Origin of the sequence: Marinobacter algicola DG893 (assembly GCF_000170835.1) — a bacterium.
Classification (GTDB): Bacteria; Pseudomonadota; Gammaproteobacteria; order Pseudomonadales; family Oleiphilaceae; genus Marinobacter; species Marinobacter algicola.
Genome location: NZ_ABCP01000001.1, coordinates 160,240 through 175,050, shown reverse-complemented (window position 1 = coordinate 175,050; position 14,811 = coordinate 160,240). Strand labels below are relative to the sequence as shown.

Here is a 14,811-nt window from a genome sequence, read left to right as displayed (position 1 = left end):
GCAAATTCGCACACACGTCGGCACGTTGTCCCAGGGTGCCTGCTCATGTTGTCTCTATATAAAGGCAACGGAGCCAGGTTGGGGCAATCGGACGTGTGGAGGACTAACCCGAAGCTAAAAAGGTAAATATCATGGCTCAGGTAAATATGCGTGACCTGCTGAAAGCAGGCGCCCACTTCGGTCACCAGACCCGTTACTGGAACCCGAAAATGTCGAAGTTCATCTTCGGCGCTCGCAACAAGATTCATATCATCAACCTTGAGCAGACTGTTCCTGCCATGAACGATGCGTTGAACTTCGTTCATAACCTCGCGGGCAACAAGAACAAGATCCTGTTCGTTGGCACCAAGCGTGCGGCGGCCAAGATCATCAAGGAAGAAGCACTGCGCTCCAATCAGCCATACGTGAACCATCGCTGGTTGGGCGGCATGCTGACCAACTACAAGACCATTCGCCAGTCAATCCGTCGCTATCGCGACCTGGAAGCCCAGAGCCAGGACGGTACGTTCGACAAGCTGACCAAGAAAGAAGCCTTGGACCGTACCCGCGAAATGGACCGCCTTGAGCGCTCCATCGGCGGTATCAAGGACATGGGCGGCCTGCCGGATGCCATGTTCGTGATCGACGTTGACCACGAGCGTATCGCGATCAAGGAAGCCAACAAGCTGGGTATTCCTGTGATCGGTGTTGTGGACACCAACAGCGACCCTGACGGCGTTGATTACGTGATTCCGGGCAACGACGATGCCATCCGCGCGATCCAGATTTACGTGCAGGCCGTTGCTGAAACCTGCATCGAAGCGGCCCAGTCTGCCGGTGCCGGCGCTGACGAGTTTGTAGAAGTCAGCGAAGACGCGGAAGGTGCTGCTCCCGCTGCGGAGTAATAGCTCCTTCGCGAACAGGTTGTAGGGTGTGCCCGTGGTTTGCTGCCGGGCGCACCGGTCCAGAATTCGGAACAGTTAAGAGGAATGAACATGGCTGCAATTACTGCTGCAATGGTCAAAGAGCTTCGTGAGCGCACCGGCCTTGGCATGATGGAGTGCAAAAAGGCGCTGGTGGAAGCTGACGGAAGCGTTGATGCCGCAATTGAAGAACTGCGTAAGTCTTCCGGCCTGAAAGCCGCCAAGAAGGCGGGGCGCACCGCTGCTGAAGGTGTTTCCCTGATCAAGGTGTCTGACGACAACACCGTCGCTTACATCCTGGAAGTGAACTCCGAGACTGATTTTGTTGCTCGTGATGACAACTTCATGAACTTCGCCAACGACGTTCTGAACGTGGCTTTTGAAAATGGCAAGACCGACGTTGCCGACCTGATGAAAGGCGATCTGGAAGCCAAGCGTGAAGCGCTGGTTCAGAAGATCGGCGAGAACATCACTGTTCGTCGTATCGTACGGGTAGAAGGCCCGGTTGTGGGTGCCTACGTTCACAGCACTAACAAGATTGCGTCTGTTGTGGCCCTTTCTGCAGGCAGCGCTGAAGTTGCTCGTGACGTTGCCATGCACGTTGCCGCTGTTAACCCACGGGTTGGCAAGCCGGAAGACATGCCGGCCGACGAACTTGAGAAAGAAAAGGACGTCATCAAGGCCCAGCCGGATATGGAAGGCAAGCCTGCAGAAATCGTCGAAAAGATGATGGGCGGCCGGATCAAGAAATTCCTGGCGGAGAACAGCCTGGTCGAGCAACCGTTCGTCAAGAATCCTGACCAGAGCGTGGGTCAGCTGATCAAAGACAACGGCGGTGAGCTGGTTAGCTTTGTTCGCCTGGAAGTCGGTGAAGGTATCGAGAAGGAAGAAGTGGATTTTGCGGCAGAGGTCGCTGCGGCGGCAGGTACCGGCAAGTCCTGATCCTTCTGACAGGTGCCAAGGCGATGTCCGGGGCACCTTCCAAGTCTGCCACGTTAGCCGGAGTTTTCCGGTTTTCGTGGCGGGCTTGTATCTGAGATACCCCTTTTTATTGAGGAGTATGTCAGATACAAGCCTGAGAAGCTTGTCCTGCCAGGCACCAAGCCAGACATATAGAAGGGGATCCTCATGCCGAAGTCGTCCAATACCCAGCCCAGATACAAACGTGTCCTGCTCAAACTCAGCGGTGAAGCCTTAATGGGCGAGCACGATTTTGGCATCGATCCAAAAGTGCTTGACCGGATGGCATTGGATATTGGTTCGCTCATCGGTATTGGTGTTCAGGTAGGCCTGGTTGTTGGTGGTGGCAATCTCTTCCGTGGTGCGGCGTTGAACGCTGCTGGCATGGATAGGGTGACAGGCGACCATATGGGTATGCTGGCAACGGTCATGAATGGCTTGGCCATGCGTGACGCCCTGGAGCGATCCAATATCCGTACCCGGGTTATGTCTGCCATCCCCATGAGTGGTATTGTTGAGCATTATGATCGCCGGCGGGCGGTGCGCGACCTGAAAGACGGCGATGTGGTGATTTTCTGTGCAGGCACCGGTAACCCGTTCTTCACGACCGACTCAGCCGCTTGTCTGCGGGGGATCGAAATTGAAGCGGATGCCGTGTTGAAGGCAACCAAGGTTGATGGTGTTTATTCCGCCGATCCGTACAAGGATCCGACTGCGGAAAAATACGATCGGCTCACCTATGACGAGGTGCTGGACAAGAAGCTGGGTGTGATGGATCTGACCGCTATATGCCTTGCGCGAGATCATGGCATGCCTCTCCGGGTCTTCGACATGAATCGCTCTGGCGCGCTGACCCGTATCGTGACCGGGGAGTCGGAAGGTACATTGATCGAGTAATCTGATTGAGACATTTTGAACAACGAATCCGAGGACGCTGCAGTGATTGACGATATTAAAGCTGATGCTGAAAAGAAGATGAAGAAAAGCCTTGAATCCCTGAGCTGGGCTTTTAACAAGATTCGTACCGGGCGAGCGCATCCGTCCATCCTGGACAGCGTAACCGTGGATTACTACGGCCAGGAGACACCGCTCAAGCAAGTGGCGAGCGTGAACGTTGAGGATAACCGCACGTTAGCCGTGTCGCCCTGGGAGAAGCCGCTGTTACCGAAGATCGAAAAAGCGATCATGATGTCGGATCTGGGTCTGAATCCCTCTAATAACGGTGAGGTCATTCGGATTCCCATGCCGATGCTGACTGAGGAAACCCGTAAGGAAATGGTCAAGCAGGCCAGGGCTGATGCGGAGCACGGCAAGGTTTCTGTCCGCAACGCGCGTCGTGATGCCAACAGTACGCTGAAAGAGCTGCTGAAGGAAAAAGACATCAACGAAGATGAAGAGCGCTACGGTGAGGAAGAGATCCAGAAGTTGACCGACCGTTATATCGCTGAGATCGAGAAGCAGCTCAAGGCCAAGGAAGAGGATCTGATGGCTGTCTGATCAGCCGGTCCAATTCAGCACAATGATCAGCCGGTGCCATCGCAGTTGTCCGGTATCGGCTGAACAGGGGATTGCATGACGGAAAGTGTATCCGCAGAGATTCCGGTTTCGGCTGGTAGCCGACCCCGGCATGTGGCCATTATCATGGATGGTAACAATCGCTGGGCAAAAGCCCGGCGACTGAAAGGTGTCGCCGGCCACAAGGCCGGTGTGAAGGCGGTGAGATCGGTGGTTGAAACCTGTGCCCGGGAAGGGGTGGAGGTGCTGACTCTGTTTGCGTTTTCCAGCGAGAACTGGCGCCGCCCGGAGGATGAAGTGTCGGCCCTGATGCGCCTGTTCCTGTTTGCGTTGGAGCGGGAAGTCAAAAAGCTACACCGCAACGACATCTGCCTGCGCATTATCGGCGATCGCTCTGCGTTCAGTGCAAACCTGCAGGAGCATATGGAGCGCGCCGAGGCGCTTACCCGTGATAACACCCGAATGACGCTGGTTATCGCAGCCAACTATGGTGGGCACTGGGACATCACCCAGGCCAGCCGCAGAGTGGCTGAGAAGGTCCGTTCGGGAGAGCTGGCGCCCTCCGACATCACCGATGACCTGATTCAGCACCACTTGTCTATTGGCGACTTGCCCATGCCGGACCTGATGATTCGTACGGCTGGCGAGCAACGCATCAGCAATTTCATGCTTTGGCACCTGGCCTATACCGAGCTGTATTTTTCTCCCGTTTACTGGCCCGATTTCCAGGAGCAGGAAATGGGGCAGGCGCTGCAGGCATATGCGGGTCGGAAACGCCGTTTTGGTCAGACAGACGACCAGATAGCCAGTGTTTCGTCAGAACAATAACGACAAGATAGCGAACGATATCGTGCTTAAAACCCGTATTATTACCGCGCTTATCCTGGCACCCATCGCCATTGGTGGAATTTTCTTCCTGCCGCCTCTGGGGTTCGCCCTGTTTACCGGAGCCATTATCGCCGTTGGTGCCTGGGAGTGGGCCAACATGTCTGGCCTGACCGCGCCCGTGGCCCGAGTTGTATATGCCCTTATGGTTGCGGCGGTGTTATACGGACTGCTGAACGTTCCGGCGGTTGCGGTACTATGGCTGGCACTGTTCTGGTGGATACTGAGTTTCCTGCTGGTAAGAAATTACCCCAGCGGTTCTGAGCGCTGGGGCGGCGTGCCTGCCCGTGCCCTGATGGGTTTATTGGTTCTGGTTCCCGCATGGGTAGGGCTGAACCACCTTCGCACCGGCGGCTTTCAGTTCGGTGACAGTGCCAATAACCTCCTGCTTATTCTTTATGTTTTCTGCGTGGTCTGGGTGGCCGATATCGGCGCCTATTTTGCCGGCCGTGCGTTTGGCAAGGCGAAGCTCGCACCCAGAGTCAGTCCGGGAAAATCCTGGGCGGGTGTCTGGGGTGGCCTGGTGGCAGTCGCGATCTTCGCGATTATCATCAGTGCGCTGGCCTCAGCCAGCACCATGCAGTTGCTGCTACTGGTTGTTGCGAGTCTGATCACTGGTGCTGTTTCCGTACTTGGCGATCTGCTGGAAAGCATGCTGAAACGCTTCAGGGGCATTAAGGATAGCAGTCAGCTACTGCCTGGCCATGGTGGGATCATGGACAGGATCGACAGCCTGACAGCTGCCATTCCGGTGTTTGCCCTGATCATCACCCTGATGGGTTGGTTGACGACGGGGCAATGGTGACAATCGTGAAGCGTCGTGTTTCGATACTTGGGGCGACTGGCTCCATTGGCCTGAGTACGCTCGATGTCATTCGTCGCCACCCAGACCGGTTTTCGGTTTCAGCGTTAACCGCCAGCACCAGTGTCGACAGCATGGTGGAGCTGTGCCATGAGTTTCGTCCAAGGTACGCAGTCATGGCCGATGAAAATGCGGCCGCCGAGCTGTCACGTGCATTAGGTGATTTGCCTTCTGTAGCGGTTCTTGGTGGCTCTGAAGCGCTGTGCCAAGTCGCGGGCGATGGTGATTCCGATACAGTCATGGCAGCGATCGTTGGAGCTGTCGGGTTGCCGCCCACGCTTGCTGCAGTGCGGGCGGGCAAGCGTGTTTTGCTTGCCAACAAAGAAGCGCTGGTTATGTCGGGCAAGCTGTTTATGGATGCGGTTCTGGCGTCGGGTGCAGACGTTCTGCCAATCGACAGCGAGCATAACGCCATTTTTCAGTGTATGCCGCCGGACAAGATCCGGGATACCCGTGGCGCGGGTATTACTCGCATTCTGCTTACTGCCTCCGGTGGGCCGTTTCGTACTCACTCGGCTGAATCCCTGCGCAACGTCCTGCCTGCCGAGGCCTGCAACCACCCCAACTGGTCGATGGGGCAGAAGATTTCAGTCGATTCCGCGACCCTGATGAACAAGGGGTTGGAGCTGATAGAAGCATGCTGGCTGTTCAATACCACGCCGGAAATGATTGAGGTGCACGTCCACCCGGAGAGTATCATTCATTCGATGGTTGAGTACGCCGATGGGTCCGTTCTGGCGCAGCTCGGTAGTCCCGACATGCGCACGCCCATCGCCAACGGCCTTGCGTGGCCTGAGCGGATTGAAGCCGGCGTTGCCCCGCTGGATCTGTTTCGTATCGGGCAGTTTCACTTTGAGCGCCCGGACCTGGAGCGCTTTCCGTGTCTGAAATTGGCCGCGGAGGCGTTCCACAAGGGCGGAACTGCGCCAGCGGTCATGAATGCTGCGAACGAAGAGGCCGTTTCGGCCTTTCTTTCCGGTAACCTGTGTTTTGCGGATATCCCCCTTATCATAGAGCGTACGTTGGCAGCCACCGAGGTTGTACCGGCGGACAGTTTCGATACCATCTTCGCGAAGGATGCCGAGGGCCGCGTCGTCGCACGGGAACAGATACGGGCGCTGGCTGTCTGAAACAGGCGAGTTCTGAGAGGCGGTCCTATCATCACCAACAGAGAGCATTATGCAGATAGTTGAAACCGTATTAGCGTTGATACTGACGCTGGGCATTCTGGTGACGCTCCATGAGGCTGGTCACTTTTGGGTGGCTCGCCGCTGCGGCGTCAAGGTTTTGCGGTTTTCTGTTGGTTTCGGGAAGCCTCTGTTTTCGTGGTATGACCGGCAGGGGACCGAGTTTGCGGTTGCGGCTATCCCTCTCGGTGGTTACGTAAAAATGCTGGATGAGCGGGAAGGGCCGGTGCCCGAAGAGCTCAAGGATCAGTCGTTCAATTCCAAGTCCCCCTCGAAACGTATTGCTATTGCTGCTGCTGGGCCCATCGCGAATTTCCTGTTTGCCATTGCTGCGTACTGGCTGCTCAGCGTGGTGGGCTTCACCACGGTTGCGCCCATTGTGGGCGAAGTCAGTCAGGGCAGCGTCGCGGAACGGGTGGGGCTCACCAGTGGCATGGAAATCCACCAGGTCGACGGCCGTCGGGTGACATCCTGGCGCGACGTGAACATGCGCTTGCTTGAGCGCACGGGTGAATTTGGTGAAGTAATTATCGATGTCTCGCAGAACGGTAATCGTGGGACGCTGCGTGGGGCTCTGGGTGGCTGGAGTCTGAGTGAAGACACGCCGAACCCATTGCGTGAATTTGGTGTGACGCCCTGGCGGCCCGATGTGCCGGCAGTACTGGGGGAGATCTCACCGGGTGGCCGGGCTGAGGCCGGCGGGTTGAAGTCCGGCGACCGTGTGGTGGCGGTGGACGGAAAGCCAGTAGCGGACTGGTTCGAACTGGTGGCGTTCATTCGCGATGCACCCGAAACGCCTTTGGAGCTGACAGTCGAACGTGGTGGCCGCACGGAAGAAATTCGTGTCACACCCGCGGAAAGAACAGCAGACGATGGCAGTGTTACCGGTTTTGTCGGCGCAGGTGTCAGCGAGGTGACCTGGCCTGATCACGTACTCAGGGATGTCAGTTATGGCCCTCTGGCTGCGATTCCTAATGCGGTCTCCGAAACCTGGGGTGACACTCGGTTGACCCTGGTCGCGATCAAAAAAATGGTGACCGGATTGCTTTCTCCCACTAACCTTAGTGGCCCGATTACCATTGCCAGGATAGCGGAAGCCAGTGTAAGTTCCGGTTTCGAAGACTTTATTCGTTTTCTTGCCTACCTCAGTGTCAGTCTTGGGGTGCTGAACCTTCTACCAATACCGGTTCTTGATGGTGGGCATATTGTCTATTACACCATTGAAGCCATCCGCCGGAAGCCTCTATCTGAACAGGCTCAGGCATTCGGACTGCGTATTGGAATGGCAATGATCCTTACATTAATGGTGTTCGCACTTTACAACGACCTGATGCGGTTGTGAGAATTGCGAACTCCTTACGCGCATCAACAGGCGAAATTATTGAATGAGACGTTCTCTTCTGGGTATAGCTGTAGGCTTGGTAGTCGCCACCTCAACCATAAAACCGGCACTGGCTGATGAATTCACCGTATCCGATATCGAGGTAGAAGGCCTTCAGCGGGTATCCGCAGGGACGGTATTTTCTGCATTTCCCGTTTCAATCGGGGAACCGGTCGATGAGGTGGAGCTGTCCGATGCGATCAAAGACCTGTTTCGTACCGGCCTGTTTACCGATATCAAAGCCAGCCGTGATGGTGGCGTTCTGATTCTAACGGTTCAGGAGCGACCTTCAATCACATCCATAGACATTGAAGGTAACAAGAACATTGAAACCCCCATGCTGATGGATGCGCTATCCGGAGCCGGACTTCAGGAGGGGCAGGTCTTTCGCCGGGCAACCCTGGAGCGACTGGAGCTTGAGATTCTCAGGTCCTACATCAGCCAGGGCCGTTACAACGCGCGGGTGAAAGCCACCGCAGAGGAGCTTCCCCGCAATCGAGTTGCCATCAAACTGGACATTAACGAAGGCACGGTTGCGGCTATCCAGCACATCAATATTGTCGGGAACGACGCGTTTGACGACGAGACGCTGCTGGATCTGTTTGAGCTCCAGACCACCAGTTGGTGGAATTCCATCACCAGTGCTGACAAATATGCGCGGGAGCGCCTGAGTGGCGACCTGGAATCACTTCGGTCTTTCTACCTTGATCGCGGCTACATTGACTTTACAGTTGAGTCCAGCCAGGTCTCGATTTCTCCCGACAAGAAGCAGGTGTTTATTGCCATTTCGTTGAACGAGGGGCCCCAGTACACGGTATCGGACGTCAACCTGCGCGGCGAGCTGATCGTACCTGAGGAAGAGCTGCGGGAGCTTATTCCCATTGAAGAGGGCGACGTGTTCTCCCGTTCCCGGATGACGGCGATATCGGAAGCGCTTTCCCGTCGTCTTGGCCGTGAGGGTTATGCGTTTGCAAACGTGAATGCGGTGCCGGAGCCTGCCGATGACAATACAGCTTCGGTCACCTTCTTCGTGGAGCCTGGTAAGAGGGCGTATGTCCGGCGCATCAACTTTGATGGCAACGTGTCCACCCGGGACGATGTTTTGCGCCAGGAAATGACCCAGATGGAAGGCGGTGTTGCTTCCACCGACCGGATTGAATTCTCGAAAACAAAGCTGGAGCGGCTTGGCTTCTTCGAAACCGTCGATGTGGAGACGGTTCCTGTGCCCGGTACGGATGATTTGGTGGACGTTAACTATTCCGTAGCGGAACAGGCGACAGGCAGTCTGTCGGCGTCTGTCGGCTTCTCGCAGGCCTCCGGGGTAATCCTGGGCGCCAACGTGTCCGAGAATAACTTCTTTGGCAGCGGCAAGCGTGTGTCCTTCGGCGTCAATGTCAGTGATTCCATCAAGAGCGCCAACTTCTCCTACCAGGACCCATACTACACCGTGGATGGCGTCAGCCGCGGTTTCAGCGTGTTTGCCCGTGAAACTGACTTTGAGGAGCAGGATATTTCATCCTACCTGCTGGATGAGTACGGCGGCCGCCTCACTTTCGGCTATCCCACGGACAACATTACCCGCCTCAATTTCGGGCTTGGTTACACGCTGTCCAAGGTGAAGGCCGGCGCATTCACCTCAGAGGAAGTCAAAACCTTCATTGATGAAGAAGGCAACGATTTCAATAATTACTTCCTGTTCGGTTCGTGGCGGCGCAGCACACTAAACAGGGGGGTTCTGCCAACGGACGGCTACAGTCTGTCGCTATCTGCCGATGTGGCTGTACCCGGCAGCGACCTGACGTTCTATAAGCTGAATCAGAAAACCGAGTTCTACCAGCCACTGAACGAGAACCAGACCTGGGTATTCAGGGCGCGGTCAGAGATTGGTTACGGGGACGGTTATAGCGGTCGGAGCGTGATGCCGTTCTACGAGCACTTCTATGCCGGTGGCTATGGTTCGGTGCGCGGATATGAGGCAAACTCTCTCGGCCCGCTTGCCACCAACGCGCCGAACGACTTTTCCGATCCGGATCCATTCGGTGGTAGCTTGTTGACGGAAGGCAGTCTGGAACTGATTTTCCCCACACCGTTTGCTGGGGATACCCGTTCCATGAGAACCGCGTTCTTTGTGGATGCGGGGCAGGTGTTTGACGCCGATAGGAATTTTGATCCGGCCCTGGATGAAATTCGCCTGTCAGCCGGTGTAGGATTCCAATGGATCACGGCAGTCGGGCCGTTGGCGTTCAGTCTTGCCAAACCCTTGAACGACAAGAGCGGTGATGACACTCAGGTGTTCCAGTTCTCCCTCGGCCAGACCTTCTGATCGTCAGGGGCGAAGGGAGTGCGAAAGACAATGATAAACAGGAGAAACAACATGTTCCGATATTCCATTGCAGCGATTCTGTCAGTGCTGCTGGTCGCATTCCCGGTTGCTGCCGAAACCAGGATAGGTGTGGTTGATCTTCGCCAGGCCTTGTTTTCGTCCAGCGATGCGCGCGCGTTCAGCGAGACACTGCAGAAAGATTTCGCCGGAGAGGAAGCCAAGGTTCGTGAGGCCCAGGAAGCCGCCCGCAAGCTAAAGGATCGCCTTGAAAAAGACGGCGCCATGATGAACGAGTCCGAGCGCCAACAGATGGCAGCGGAGTTCCAGGAGAAGGTGAAGGAATTCAATTTCCTCAAGCAGCGCCTGGACTCCACGGTGGCCAGCCGCAAGCAACAGTTCCTCGAAGAAGCCCGCCCGGAGGTAGACGCAGCGGTAAAGGAGCTCCTGGAAGAGAACAACCTGGACATCATCCTGCCCAGCGAGGCGGTGGTGTATGTCAAACCTGAAATGAACCTGACAGAAGAGTTGTTAGAGAAACTGGACCGCTGATACAGAGGGCCGGATAATGGCCAGCCCGGATAAACCTTGTGGAGCTGAAAATGACAAAGCGTTCGTACCGGCTGGGCGACATTGCTTCTGAGCTTGGCGCGGAGCTCAAGGGTAATCCCGATACGGAAATCAACGGGCTTGCGACGCTTCAGGCGGCTTCTCCGGGCCAGATAGCCTTCCTGGCCAACCCGTCGTATGGTCGCTACCTGGCGGAAACCAGTGCTTCAGCGGTTATACTCTCGCAATCGACTGCGGACCAGTGTCCTACCAACGTCCTGTTACTGGACAACCCCTACCTCGGCTATGCTCGCCTGAGCCATTGGTTTGACCCCGCGCCGGTTGCAGAGCCCGGCATTCACCCATCGGCGGTTGTGGCGTCTTCCGCGAGGGTGTCGGATACGGCCTGCATCGGCCCCCAGGCTGTTGTTGAAGCCGAGGCCGTCGTGGGCGACAACGTCGTTGTGGGCGCCGGCTGTATTATTGGCGCCCGGTGTCAGATTGGCGAACAGACTATACTGCGTCCACGGGTAACCCTGGCCCACGATATCGTTATGGGTAAGCGTTGCCACATTCTCAGTGGTGCGGTCATCGGGTCCGACGGTTTCGGGTTTGCCAATGAGAAGGGCGCCTGGCATCGCATAGCCCAGCTTGGCCGGGTCATTCTGGGGGACGATGTTGAAGTCGGCGCGAACACCACAATTGATCGGGGCGCGTTGGACGACACGGTCATTGGCGATGGCGTGAAGCTCGACAACCTGATTCAGATCGCTCACAACGTCAGTATCGGCGATCACAGCGCCATGGCGGCTATGGTGGGTATTGCGGGTAGCACACGTATTGGTAGTCACTGTGTTTTTGGTGGCCAATCGGGCGTGGCAGGGCACCTGACTATTGCGGATCAGGTCCACCTGACCGGCATGACACTGGTATCTGGTGACATTCGGGAGTCCGGCGTGTATTCGTCGGGAACCAGCGCCGACAGCAATCGGCAATGGCGTAAAAATGCCGTGCGTTTCCGTCAGCTTGATGCCTTGGCGCGTCGGCTTAAAGAACTGGAAAAGAAAATGGAAGGCTGAGGCCGCTACTGATGATGTATATCGACGAAATCATGGAATACCTGCCCCATCGCTACCCGTTTTTGCTGGTTGATCGGGTAACGGAGCTGGAAAAAGGACAATCCATCAAGGGCTACAAGAATATCTCCCTTAATGAGCCTTTTTTTACCGGCCACTTTCCCAATAACCCCATTATGCCGGGCGTGTTGATCATTGAAGCCATGGCGCAGCTTTCAGGTATTCTCGGCTTTGTGACGGTTGGCCGGAAACCCTCTGACGGCGTGGTACAATATCTGGCTGGTTCCAGCAAAGCGCGATTCAAGCGCCCCGTGGTGCCGGGGGACAGGCTGTGCATGGAGTCACAGGTTATTTCCGGAAAGCGTGGAATCTATAAATTCGAGTGCCGCGCACTGGTTGATGATGAAGTCGTCTGTGTGGCAGAAATATTGACCGCTGAGAGAGAAGTTTGATGGCGACAAAAGAATGGTCGGGAGTCCATCCTCAGGCGATTGTGGACCCCTCTGCCAAGCTTGCCGACAACGTAACGGTTGGCCCGTGGAGCTACATCGGCCCGAACGTTGAGATCGGTGAGGGGACTGAAGTGATGTCCCATGTGGTCATCAAGGGCCCAACGAGAATCGGCCGCAATAACCGCATATTTCAGTTTTCCAGTGTCGGGGAAGAATGCCAGGACAAAAAATACGCGGGTGAGCCAACCACACTGGTTATCGGTGATGACAACATCATCCGTGAGAACTGCACCATTCATCGGGGCACGGTTCAGGATCGTGGTGAAACCTGTATCGGCAATGGCAATCTGCTCATGGCCTACGTGCATGTGGCGCATGACTGCGTCATTGGCAACAATACGATCCTGGCCAATTGTGCGACGCTGGCTGGCCATGTGTCCGTTGGTGACTTCGCGATCCTGGGTGGTGGCACCATGGTTCATCAGTTCTGTCATATTGGAACCCACAGTATGAGTGCTGGTGGAAGTATTGTGCTGAAAGACATTCCCGCGTACATCATGGCAAGTGGGCAATCTGCACAGCCGTTTGGTATGAACGTGGAAGGCTTGCGCCGCCGCGGTTTCAGCAAGGATGTGTTGCTGGCGCTCCGTCGTGCTTATAAGGTTATCTATCGTCAGGGCCTGACCACGGAGCAAGCCGTTGAAGAGCTCGAAAAAGCCTACTCGGATATTCCTGAAGTGACGCCCCTGATCGATTCCCTTCGTGGTGCAGACCGCGGCATCATCCGCTAACCAGGGAGTGAATGCCCCGGTGACGGACCATCACGAACTCCCCGTTGTCAGTTCCCGTAAGGTGACTTTCGCCATCGTGGCCGGAGAGGCGTCAGGAGATATCCTTGGCGCCGGCCTGATTCGTTCCCTGCGGCTCAGATATCCGAATGCGCGGTTTGTCGGTATCGGTGGCGATGAAATGATCTCGGAGGGCTTTCATTCTCTCGTCCCTATGGAACGACTTTCCGTAATGGGCCTTGTGGAAGTGCTCGGGCGAATAAGGGAACTGTTCGATATTCGCGCACGGTTGATGGACTACCTGCTGGCAACGCCGCCAGACGTCGTCATTGGTATCGACTCTCCTGACTTTACCCTTGGGATTGAGCGCAGGTGTCGTGATGCCGGTATTCCGACCGCCCATTATGTCAGCCCGTCCGTTTGGGCCTGGCGGCAGAAACGGATCTTCACGATCGCCAAATCCGTCAACCTTATGCTTACCCTGTTTCCGTTTGAGGCCCGTTTCTACGAAGAGCACAGCGTGCCCGTGGCCTTTGTAGGGCACCCTTTGGCGGATCGCATTCCGATGATGCCTGATACAGCCGGCGCCCGTCGGTCCTTGGGGCTTTTGCAAGACGCGCCAGTGCTGGCCATTCTCCCGGGTAGTCGGGGTGGAGAAGTGGAGCGCCTGGGTACTCTTTTTCTGGAAGCCGCCCGTTGGATTCAAGGCAAGCGACCTGATTTGCAACTGGTGATTCCTTGCGTAAACCGGGAGCGGGAAAAGCAGGTTCGGGCACTGGTGGAAGCCCTGGACGTGAAACTGGCGGTGACCATTGTGCGGGGCCGCTCTCGAGAAGTGATGGCCTCGTCCGACGTGGTATTGCTGGCGTCTGGTACCGCCACTCTGGAAGCCATGTTGCTGAAAAAACCCATGGTGGTGGGGTACCGGTTGAGTCGTGTCAGCTACGCATTGGTGTCCAGGCTGGTCAAGGTGCCCTATGTGGCCCTGCCAAACCTGCTGGCCAAGGAGCAACTGGTCCCCGAGTTATTGCAAGATGATGCTTCGCCCGAATCTCTTGGAGAAGCCGTGCTTGAGCGCCTTGAAAATGAATCCGAACGCGCCCGCCTGACAGTCGCTTTTTCACAGTTGCATGAACAGTTGCGACAGGGGGCTGACGAACAGTCCGCTGCGGCCATTTCCGCATTGATAGAAGGCGGAACAATATGAGTAAGCGCCCTTTGCCGCCGTTTGAGTGCCAATACCAGGGGCGCTTATTGGCCGGTGTGGACGAGGTAGGACGCGGACCGCTGGTTGGGGCTGTGGTGACGGCTGCGGTTATCCTGAACCCGGAAAGGCCAATACCGGGCCTGGCGGATTCGAAGAAGCTGACGGACAAGCGCCGTGAGGCGCTCTACGAACAGATCATTGAGCGCGCAGCCTCCTGGAGCCTGGGGCGATGTGAAGCCGATGAGATTGACCGCCTGAACATCTTTCAGGCGACCATGGTGGCTATGGAGCGTGCCGTGGCGGGCCTGCATGTTGAACCGGAATATGTGCTGGTGGACGGTAACCGATGCCCCCGATGGCGCTGGGCATCGGAACCTGTGGTGAAGGGGGATAGCCGGGTGGAGGCCATTAGTGCGGCGTCCATAATCGCCAAGGTGACTCGTGACAGGGAGATGGCCGTGCTCCATGAGGAATTCCCTGAGTACGGCTTTGCCAGCCACAAGGGCTATCCCACTCCCGTACACCTTGAAGCGCTCGGTCGACTGGGTGCAACTGCCTACCATCGACGTTCATTTCGCCCGGTCCAGGAAGCGATTGATTCTGTGGGTCTGTACAGCCACGCTAAGGATCAGGAACTGCAATATCCTGCCGATTTGTTTGAAAATATCGATTGACAGGTTCCGGTCGAATCCTTAGTATACGCGCACGTTGATCGGGGGAGGCCCCG

General features: G+C 56.2%; 15 protein-coding genes. All 15 read left to right on the top strand.

The genetic code is table 11. The annotated features are described in order from the left end of the window. Positions 1-131: 131 nt before the first annotated feature. Complete coding sequence (gene rpsB, locus MDG893_RS00775) at positions 132-884, top strand: 30S ribosomal protein S2 (RefSeq protein WP_007151792.1); 753 nt, start codon at positions 132-134, stop codon at positions 882-884. A gap of 90 nt (positions 885-974) precedes the next feature. After that, positions 975-1,844: a translation elongation factor Ts gene (tsf, locus tag MDG893_RS00770; protein WP_040474143.1), complete on the top strand. Its 870-nt coding sequence runs from the start codon at positions 975-977 to the stop codon at positions 1,842-1,844. Positions 1,845-2,030: 186 nt separating this feature from the next. Beyond that, the gene (gene pyrH / locus MDG893_RS00765) at positions 2,031-2,759 is read left to right on the top strand and encodes a UMP kinase (RefSeq protein WP_007151790.1); all 729 of its coding nucleotides are present in this window, start codon (positions 2,031-2,033) and stop codon (positions 2,757-2,759) included. Positions 2,760-2,801: 42 nt separating this feature from the next. Next, complete coding sequence (frr, locus tag MDG893_RS00760; protein ID WP_040474182.1) at positions 2,802-3,359, top strand: ribosome recycling factor; 558 nt, start codon at positions 2,802-2,804, stop codon at positions 3,357-3,359. A gap of 75 nt (positions 3,360-3,434) precedes the next feature. Next, positions 3,435-4,205 carry a polyprenyl diphosphate synthase gene (gene uppS, locus MDG893_RS00755; protein WP_007151788.1) on the top strand — a complete coding sequence of 257 codons (771 nt, stop codon included), beginning with the start codon at positions 3,435-3,437 and terminating at the stop codon, positions 4,203-4,205. Between the two features lie 22 nt (positions 4,206-4,227). After that, complete coding sequence (locus tag MDG893_RS00750; RefSeq protein WP_040474181.1) at positions 4,228-5,067, top strand: phosphatidate cytidylyltransferase; 840 nt, start codon at positions 4,228-4,230, stop codon at positions 5,065-5,067. Continuing rightward, entirely contained in the window at positions 5,061-6,254 is a 1,194-nt protein-coding gene (gene ispC / locus MDG893_RS00745) for a 1-deoxy-D-xylulose-5-phosphate reductoisomerase (protein ID WP_007151786.1), read from the top strand. The genes MDG893_RS00750 and ispC overlap by 7 nt, the downstream gene beginning before the upstream one ends. Before the next feature lie 49 nt (positions 6,255-6,303). Then, positions 6,304-7,653, top strand: coding sequence for an RIP metalloprotease RseP (rseP, locus tag MDG893_RS00740; protein WP_007151785.1), 1,350 nt, complete (start codon positions 6,304-6,306; stop codon positions 7,651-7,653). A 43-nt stretch (positions 7,654-7,696) separates the two neighbouring features. Next, a complete protein-coding gene (gene bamA, locus MDG893_RS00735; RefSeq protein ID WP_007151784.1) occupies positions 7,697-10,015 on the top strand; it encodes an outer membrane protein assembly factor BamA in 2,319 nt (772 codons plus the stop codon). 51 nt (positions 10,016-10,066) lie between these two features. Then, a complete protein-coding gene (locus tag MDG893_RS00730; protein WP_007151783.1) occupies positions 10,067-10,564 on the top strand; it encodes an OmpH/Skp family outer membrane protein in 498 nt (165 codons plus the stop codon). A 50-nt stretch (positions 10,565-10,614) separates the two neighbouring features. Then, positions 10,615-11,640, top strand: coding sequence for a UDP-3-O-(3-hydroxymyristoyl)glucosamine N-acyltransferase (gene lpxD / locus MDG893_RS00725; protein WP_040474179.1), 1,026 nt, complete (start codon positions 10,615-10,617; stop codon positions 11,638-11,640). Between the two features lie 11 nt (positions 11,641-11,651). Further along, complete coding sequence (gene fabZ, locus MDG893_RS00720) at positions 11,652-12,089, top strand: 3-hydroxyacyl-ACP dehydratase FabZ (RefSeq protein ID WP_007151781.1); 438 nt, start codon at positions 11,652-11,654, stop codon at positions 12,087-12,089. Further along, a complete protein-coding gene (gene lpxA / locus MDG893_RS00715) occupies positions 12,089-12,880 on the top strand; it encodes an acyl-ACP--UDP-N-acetylglucosamine O-acyltransferase (protein WP_007151780.1) in 792 nt (263 codons plus the stop codon). The genes fabZ and lpxA overlap by 1 nt, the downstream gene beginning before the upstream one ends. A gap of 19 nt (positions 12,881-12,899) precedes the next feature. Beyond that, the gene (gene lpxB, locus MDG893_RS00710) at positions 12,900-14,084 is read left to right on the top strand and encodes a lipid-A-disaccharide synthase (protein WP_007151779.1); all 1,185 of its coding nucleotides are present in this window, start codon (positions 12,900-12,902) and stop codon (positions 14,082-14,084) included. Next, positions 14,081-14,758, top strand: coding sequence for a ribonuclease HII (rnhB, locus tag MDG893_RS00705; RefSeq protein WP_007151778.1), 678 nt, complete (start codon positions 14,081-14,083; stop codon positions 14,756-14,758). The genes lpxB and rnhB overlap by 4 nt, the downstream gene beginning before the upstream one ends. The last annotated feature ends 53 nt before the right edge of the window (positions 14,759-14,811 follow it).

What these genes read in the sequence shown, in the direction of transcription:
- rpsB (WP_007151792.1), top strand. Translation starts at nt 132, where the DNA reads ATGGCTCAGGTAAATATGCGTGACCTGCTGAAAGCAGGCGCCCACTTC.
- MDG893_RS00730 (WP_007151783.1), top strand. Translation starts at nt 10,067, where the DNA reads ATGTTCCGATATTCCATTGCAGCGATTCTGTCAGTGCTGCTGGTCGCA.
- ispC (WP_007151786.1), top strand. Translation starts at nt 5,061, where the DNA reads ATGGTGACAATCGTGAAGCGTCGTGTTTCGATACTTGGGGCGACTGGC.
- lpxA (WP_007151780.1), top strand. Translation starts at nt 12,089, where the DNA reads ATGGCGACAAAAGAATGGTCGGGAGTCCATCCTCAGGCGATTGTGGAC.
- bamA (WP_007151784.1), top strand. Translation starts at nt 7,697, where the DNA reads ATGAGACGTTCTCTTCTGGGTATAGCTGTAGGCTTGGTAGTCGCCACC.
- pyrH (WP_007151790.1), top strand. Translation starts at nt 2,031, where the DNA reads ATGCCGAAGTCGTCCAATACCCAGCCCAGATACAAACGTGTCCTGCTC.
- fabZ (WP_007151781.1), top strand. Translation starts at nt 11,652, where the DNA reads ATGATGTATATCGACGAAATCATGGAATACCTGCCCCATCGCTACCCG.
- lpxD (WP_040474179.1), top strand. Translation starts at nt 10,615, where the DNA reads ATGACAAAGCGTTCGTACCGGCTGGGCGACATTGCTTCTGAGCTTGGC.
- uppS (WP_007151788.1), top strand. Translation starts at nt 3,435, where the DNA reads ATGACGGAAAGTGTATCCGCAGAGATTCCGGTTTCGGCTGGTAGCCGA.
- rnhB (WP_007151778.1), top strand. Translation starts at nt 14,081, where the DNA reads ATGAGTAAGCGCCCTTTGCCGCCGTTTGAGTGCCAATACCAGGGGCGC.
- rseP (WP_007151785.1), top strand. Translation starts at nt 6,304, where the DNA reads ATGCAGATAGTTGAAACCGTATTAGCGTTGATACTGACGCTGGGCATT.
- tsf (WP_040474143.1), top strand. Translation starts at nt 975, where the DNA reads ATGGCTGCAATTACTGCTGCAATGGTCAAAGAGCTTCGTGAGCGCACC.